Annotated in this window: 5 protein-coding genes; all 5 read right to left on the bottom strand. The window is 69.4% G+C overall.

Going from position 1 to position 6,175, the window contains the following annotated elements; all coding sequences use genetic code 11:
* Nucleotides 1–678: 678 nt before the first annotated feature.
* Genes radA through alr form a run of 5 tightly spaced genes read right to left on the bottom strand, consistent with a single transcriptional unit; the run spans nt 679 to nt 6,174 of the window.
* The gene (radA, locus tag ACLFRB_RS02440; protein ID WP_411067408.1) at nt 679–2,043 is read right to left on the bottom strand and encodes a DNA repair protein RadA; all 1,365 of its coding nucleotides are present in this window, start codon (nt 2,041–2,043) and stop codon (nt 679–681) included.
* Between the two features lie 6 nt (nt 2,044–2,049).
* Nucleotides 2,050–3,543, bottom strand: coding sequence for an MlaD family protein (locus ACLFRB_RS02435; protein WP_411067407.1), 1,494 nt, complete (start codon nt 3,541–3,543; stop codon nt 2,050–2,052).
* A 9-nt stretch (nt 3,544–3,552) separates the two neighbouring features.
* Nucleotides 3,553–4,314: an ABC transporter ATP-binding protein gene (locus tag ACLFRB_RS02430; RefSeq protein ID WP_411067406.1), complete on the bottom strand. Its 762-nt coding sequence runs from the start codon at nt 4,312–4,314 to the stop codon at nt 3,553–3,555.
* Nucleotide 4,315: 1 nt separating this feature from the next.
* A complete protein-coding gene (locus tag ACLFRB_RS02425; protein WP_411067405.1) occupies nt 4,316–5,089 on the bottom strand; it encodes an MlaE family ABC transporter permease in 774 nt (257 codons plus the stop codon).
* Entirely contained in the window at nt 5,086–6,174 is a 1,089-nt protein-coding gene (gene alr, locus ACLFRB_RS02420; protein WP_411067404.1) for an alanine racemase, read from the bottom strand. Before alr ends, ACLFRB_RS02425 begins: the two co-directional genes overlap by 4 nt.
* Between the last annotated feature and the right edge of the window lies 1 nt (nt 6,175).

Below are 6,175 nucleotides of genomic sequence, written 5' to 3'. Positions count from 1 at the left end.
CCATGGAGGACCTGGAGCGGCTGGCGGAGATCTACGAGGGGGTGCTGGAGCGGCTGCTGACGGAAACGTCGTAAAGGCCGGACATTCTCCTGTGGGAGCGGTACTCGACCGCGACCCCGAAAAGGACAAGGGCCGGGGAAGCCAGCCCTTGCACCGTACGCCCGGACATTTCGGAAAAAGAGTGGAAGGAGCGACCGAGGGAGAGCCTACGCGGTGGCGAGAAGGCAGGGCCTTAATGCGGACGGCGGGAAGAACGCCCGGGCCTGGAGGGGCGGTTCCCCTCCGGATGACCCACTGGCGCACTGACGACCCCTCGGCCGGAGACGAACGGCCCCGCGTGGCAGGACCTCACCCTCCGGACCGGTGATACCGCGGCGGTCCCCAACCGCCACGCCGCCCTTTTCCGGTTCCTGGTGTCCAATTCTGTCCCCTTTGACTCCGCATTTGATATCAAAGGGGGAAAGAAGGGTCAAACGTTTTTTTGTCCCATTCAGGACAAAGATGTCCCAAAAAGGACACTCTTTGGGTCAGGAATTGGACAGAAGAAGGACCTTCTACCCCCGGCATGGGCCTGGAGGGGGGGCGGGGAGGCTCTCGTTGCGCGGGCCGCGGGAAAGGTCCGTGCCCGAATTGCGCCGGCACAGGGAGGCCCAAACAGGCGCGCAAGGGAGGGGGCGCTCAGGTATCCAGCAGCACTTCCAGCGCCTGCTCGATGCGCCGCACCGGGTGGAGGGTAAGGCCGGGGTTGTCGAGGCCCTCGGCGCTGGCCGCCGGGATCACGGCCCGCTGGAAGCCGAGCTTGGCGGCCTCCTTGAGGCGGTCCTCGATGCGGCCCACGGCGCGCACCTCGCCAGCCAGGCCCACCTCGCCGAGGATGATGGTGCGCTCCGGCAGGGCGCGGGAGCGCAGGCTGGACACCAGTGCCGCCGCCACGGACAGGTCCGCCGCCGGCTCGGACAGGTCCACGCCGCCCACCACGTTGATGAACACGTCCTGGTCGAACAGGGCCACGCCGGCGTGGCGGTACAGAACCGCCAGCAGCAGGGAGAGGCGGTCGCGCTCCACGCCGATGGCCACCCGGCGCGGCTGACTGAGCGGGCTCTCGGCCACCAGGGCTTGCAGCTCCACCAGCAGGGGGCGGGTGCCCTCCTGGCTGGCCACCACCGCCGCGCCGGGGACCGGCTCCTGGTGCTCGGAGAGGAACAGAGCGGAGGGATTGGTCACCGGCTCCAGGCCGCCGCTGGTCATGCGGAACACCCCCAGCTCGTTCACCGAGCCGAAGCGGTTCTTGATGGCGCGCACCAGGCGGTACTGCCCGCCCTGCTCGCCCTCGAAGTAGAGCACCGTGTCCACCATATGCTCCAGGACGCGCGGTCCGGCCAGGGCGCCTTCCTTGGTGACGTGGCCCACCAGGCACAGCACGGTGCCGGTCTGCTTGGCGTAGCGCACCAGGCGCGCGGCGCATTCGCGCACCTGGGCCACGGAGCCGGGGGCGGACTGCAGGGAACCGTCGGCCACGGTCTGCACCGAGTCGACGATGGCGAGGTCCGCCTGGTGCTCCTGGAGGCGGCCGAGGATGGTGTCGAGGTCGGTCTCGGCGAGGAGCTGGAGGGGGCTGTCCTGGACCGCCAGGCGGTCGGCGCGCTGGGCCACCTGGGCGGAGGACTCCTCCCCGGTGACGTAGAGCACGCGCCGCTCTCCGGCGAGGCCGGCGGCCATCTGCAGCTGCAGGGTGGACTTCCCCACCCCGGGCTCGCCGCCGATGAGCACCACGGCCCCGGGGACCAGGCCCCCACCCAGGGCCCGGTCCAGCTCGCCGATGCCGGTGGGCAGGCGGGCTTCACCGCCCGGTTGCACCTCGGGCAGCGGCGTGGGCCGGCCGCCATGGAGCCCGCTGCCGAGGGGCTTCTTTTCCCCCTGGGGCGCGGGGGCCTCTTCGGTCAGCGCGTCCCAGGCCCCGCAGTCCGGGCACTGGCCGAACCACTTGGGGTGCTGGGCGCCGCATTCGGTGCAGGCGAAGACGGTCTTGGGCCGTTTGGCCATGACAGCCTACAAGCCCCCGGTGGGCACCGACCCGGCGAGGTATTTCAGGTCCTCGTCGAAGAAGCGCAGGCCGAGGCCGACGAAGGGCGAGCGGTATTCCTCGGAGAAGGCGTTGTGGACGCCGCCCTCCAGGAGGAGGTGGTCGTCGAGGAAGGCGTAGCGCGCCATGAAGCGGGACTGGGGCCCGTCGAACTCGGTGCCGCTGTTGGCGCCGCCGAAGTCCCACAGGTCAGCGGATAGCTCCAGGGAACGGGCCGGATAATAGCTCATGCCCACGCCGCCGGTGGACTGGAGCATCCCGATGCGCCCGGACAGGCCGTACTCGGGCCACGACTTGCCGAACATGAAGGTGAACTTGTAGTCGCTGCCGAACTCGTCCTCCTGGCCGAACAGCGGATCCCCGGCCTCGGCGTCCTCGGCCTGGGTGGGAAGGCCGTCGGAGGTGGCGCCCAGGAGGTAGTAGCGGGTGGGCCGGCTCTGCAGGCGGACGTTGAAGTCGGACTTGGTGGTCTCCTGCTCGGTCAGATAGCGGGAATCCAGCGACACCGAGGTCTGCATGCGCTGCACCCGGTCCGTGTACTCCCCGATGCCGGACACGGCCGACTCCAGCTGACGGCCCACATCATCGTCGCTGACCAGCTTGCCCAGGGCTCCCTCGCCCTCGTTGATCTTGGTGGTGATCTCGCCGAGGTTCTGGCTGATGGTCTCCAGCTCCGTGTAGACCCCCTCCTCCCTGTACAGTCGCCCGATGGTGCCGTTCCCGGCCCGGATCTCCCCGCTGATCTCCGCCAGGTTGTCGGCGCTCTGATTCAGGCGGGCCACCAGCTGCCGAACGTTCTCTTGGTTCTCCGCCAGGATGTCGTTGGCGTTCTCCGCCGTGCCCCGGAAGTCCTCCACCATGGGCGGCAGGTCCTGCTTGAGGAATTGGGTCAGGTCGCGGACGTTGGCCACCACCCGGCGCAGATCCTCGCGGTTGGCCTCCACCATCTCCCGCAGGCTCCCGGTGAGCTCCTGGACATCCTCCCCGACATCCCCATAGGTCCGCATGAGGTCGTCCAGATCCTGGGAGGGGGTTTCCTCACGGATGGTGGAACCCTCGGGAAGGGTGCCCTGCTTCCCCGTGGCCACACCGGCTCCGCCCTCCCCGCCCCGGCCCGATTCCTCCGGATGGGTGATCACCACGTACTTGTCCCCCACGAGACCCGAACCGCCGATCAGGACCCCGGACCCCTCGGGGACCTCCACATCGGACCGGAGCAGCAGCTCCACCTCCGCCTCGCCGTTGGCCAGCCGGATCGCCCCCACCCGGCCCACCTCCACGCCGGCCATGCGCACTGGGGCCTGCTCCTTGAGGCCCTTCACGTCGGAGAAAACCGCCGTATAGGTCTTTCGCTCCGGGGCGCCGAGGGGATCCATGTCGCCAATAATGAAGGTGGCGATACCCAGGAGGATCAGGGTGCCGACGATGAAGAGTCCGACCTTCTGCTCGGTTCCGAACATGGGAGTTCCTTACGCCCCGTCCGTGATGGGACCGTGGGCCCGGCCGTGGACAAACTGGGAGACCACGGGGTGATCGGTTCTCTGGACCTCCTCCGGGGTGCCCGTGAAGATCAGCCGCCCCTGGTACAACATGCTGATGCGGTCGGCGATCTTGTAGGCGCTGGGCATGTCGTGGGTGATGACCAGCCCCGAGGTGTGGGTCTTCTCCCGGAGGTAGATGATCAGCTCATTGATGACGTCGCTGGTGATGGGGTCGAGGCCGGTGGTGGGCTCATCGTACAGCATGAGCCGGGGCCCGCTGGCCAGGGCCCGGGCCAGCCCCACCCGCTTGCGCATGCCCCCGGACAGCTGCGCGGGATCGCGGTCCTCGATGCCCGGGAGCCCCACCCATCCCAGCACCTCCGCCACCCGCTCGCGGATGGCCGCCCGGTCCATCAGCCTCAGCTGTTCCAGCTCGAATCCTACATTCTCGCCCACCGTCATGCTGTCGAACAGGGCCGCGTCCTGGAACAGCATGCCGATCTCGCGGACGATCTCCGCGCGGGTGGCCGGGTTCGCCCCCACGATCTCGCGGCCCCGGAAGCGGATGGACCCGGCGTCCGGCTGCAGGAGCCCCAGCACGGTCTGCAGCAGCACCGACTTGCCGGTGCCGCTGCCTCCGATCACGGCGTGGGTCTCCCCTTCCTCCAGGGTGAGGTTGCACTCCTCCCAGACCACGAAGTTTCCGAAGGCCTTGCGCATGCCGCGGATGTCCAGGAACGGCTCCGCCATCTCAGACCACCAGGTAGGTGATGAAGTAGTTGGCGGCCAGGATCAGGCTCGCCGCGCCCACCACCGCGCGGGTGGTGGCGCCGCCCACCCCGCGTGCCCCGCCCCTGGCGGTGAAGCCTTCGAAGCTGGCCACGAATGCGATGATGCCCCCGAACACCGTCGCCTTGATGAGCCCGGAGTAGAAATCCCAGAGCTCCATGAAGTCGAACATGCTGTCCCAGTAGACCACGGGGTTGGCCCCGAGCACCCAGACGGTGAGCGCGTAGCTCGCCCAGATGGCGATGAAGTCGCCCAGGCTCACCAGCAGAGGCAGGGCGATCACCCCGGCCCAGAAGCGGGGCACGATCAGATAGCGGACCGGGTCGGCGGACAGGGCGTAGAGGGCATCGATCTGCTGGGTGACCCGCATGGTCCCCAGCTCCGCGGCCATGGCCGCCCCCGCGCGGCCGGCCACCATGAGCCCCACCAGCACCGGCCCCAGCTCCCGCACGATGGAGTAGCCCACCACGGTCCCGGTCATGCTCTCCGCGCCGAAGCGCTGGAAGCCGGAAAAGATCTGCAGTGCGAGGACCAGCCCGGTGAAGGCGGAGGTGAGCAGGACCACCGGCAGCGAATTGATGCCGATGGACTCGATCTGATAGATGAGGTTGCGGAAATAGAACGGTGGGCGGAAGGTCAGCCCCAGCGTCCGCACGAAGAGCAGGGCCGACTCCCCCCAACGCCCCAGGGCGTGCAGGGCCCAGCCGCCGAGCGCACCCAGGGACTTACCGATCACTCGGTTACCCGTCGCAGGCGGTTGCGCAGGCCGCAGAGGATCTCGTAGGCGATGGTGTCCGCTCGCCGGGCCAGGGCCTCCGCCGGCACGCCGGGACCCAGTAGCTCCACCGTTGCGCCCTCCCCGACCTGCGGCAGGGTGGTCAGGTCCACAAAGATCATGTCCATGCACACGCGCCCCAGGGTGCGGGTGTCCCGCCCCGCCACACGCACGGGCGTCCCCGTGCCCAGATGGCGGGGATAGCCGTCGCCGTATCCCAGGGGAACCACCCCCACACGCATGGGCTCCTCCGCTTGGAAGGCCGTCCCGTAGCCCAGCCACTGCCCCGGCTCCAGGTGGCGCACGGTGATGACGCTGGTCTCCAGGCGCAGCACCGGCTCCAGACCCAGCTCCGCCCCGCTTCGCCCTTCCAGAGGCGAGGCCCCGTAGAGCATCAGACCGGGGCGCACCCAGTCCAGATGCGCTTCCGGGCGGGCGAGCACGGCGGCCGAGTTGGCCAGGGACAGCGGACAGTCCCCGTCCACGGACGCCCCCAGCTCCCGCAGACACCGGACCTGCTGGTCATTATACGGATCGTCGGGGGTGTCCGCGCGGGCCATGTGGCTCAGAAGGCCCTGCCAATCCACCCCCGGGGCCCGGGCCAGGCGTTCTGCCTGGGCCGGAACCTCGTCGTGATCCAGGCCGAGCCGGTGCATGCCCGTGTCCGCCTTGAGGAAGCAAGGAATGGGGGCCTCCGGCGTGGCCTCCTCCAGGACCGCGTCCACCTGCTCCGGACGGTGCAGGACCAAGCCGAGGTCCAGGGCCTGCACCGCCCGGAGCTCCTCTCGCTGGAAGAAGCCCTCCAGGATGAAGACGGGCCGGCGGACCCCCGCCTCCCGCAGCCGGATGCCCTCCTCGATGCAGGCCACGCCGAAGGCGTCGGCGCCGCCCTCCTCCAGCACGCCCGCGGCCCATTCGAGGCCGTGTCCGTAGGCGTCCGCCTTGACCACCGCCATGACCCGGGAGCCGGACGCCTGGCGCCGGGCCACCTCCAGGTTATGGGCAAGGGCCCGGGCCGAGACCCGCACCAGCGAGGGCCGGCCCACC

This window comes from Thiohalorhabdus sp. (assembly GCF_046545655.1).
Taxonomy (GTDB): Bacteria; Pseudomonadota; Gammaproteobacteria; order Thiohalorhabdales; family Thiohalorhabdaceae; genus Thiohalorhabdus.
The sequence above is the reverse complement of the archived record's forward strand: the minus strand, read 5'-3'. Positions and strand labels throughout refer to the sequence as shown.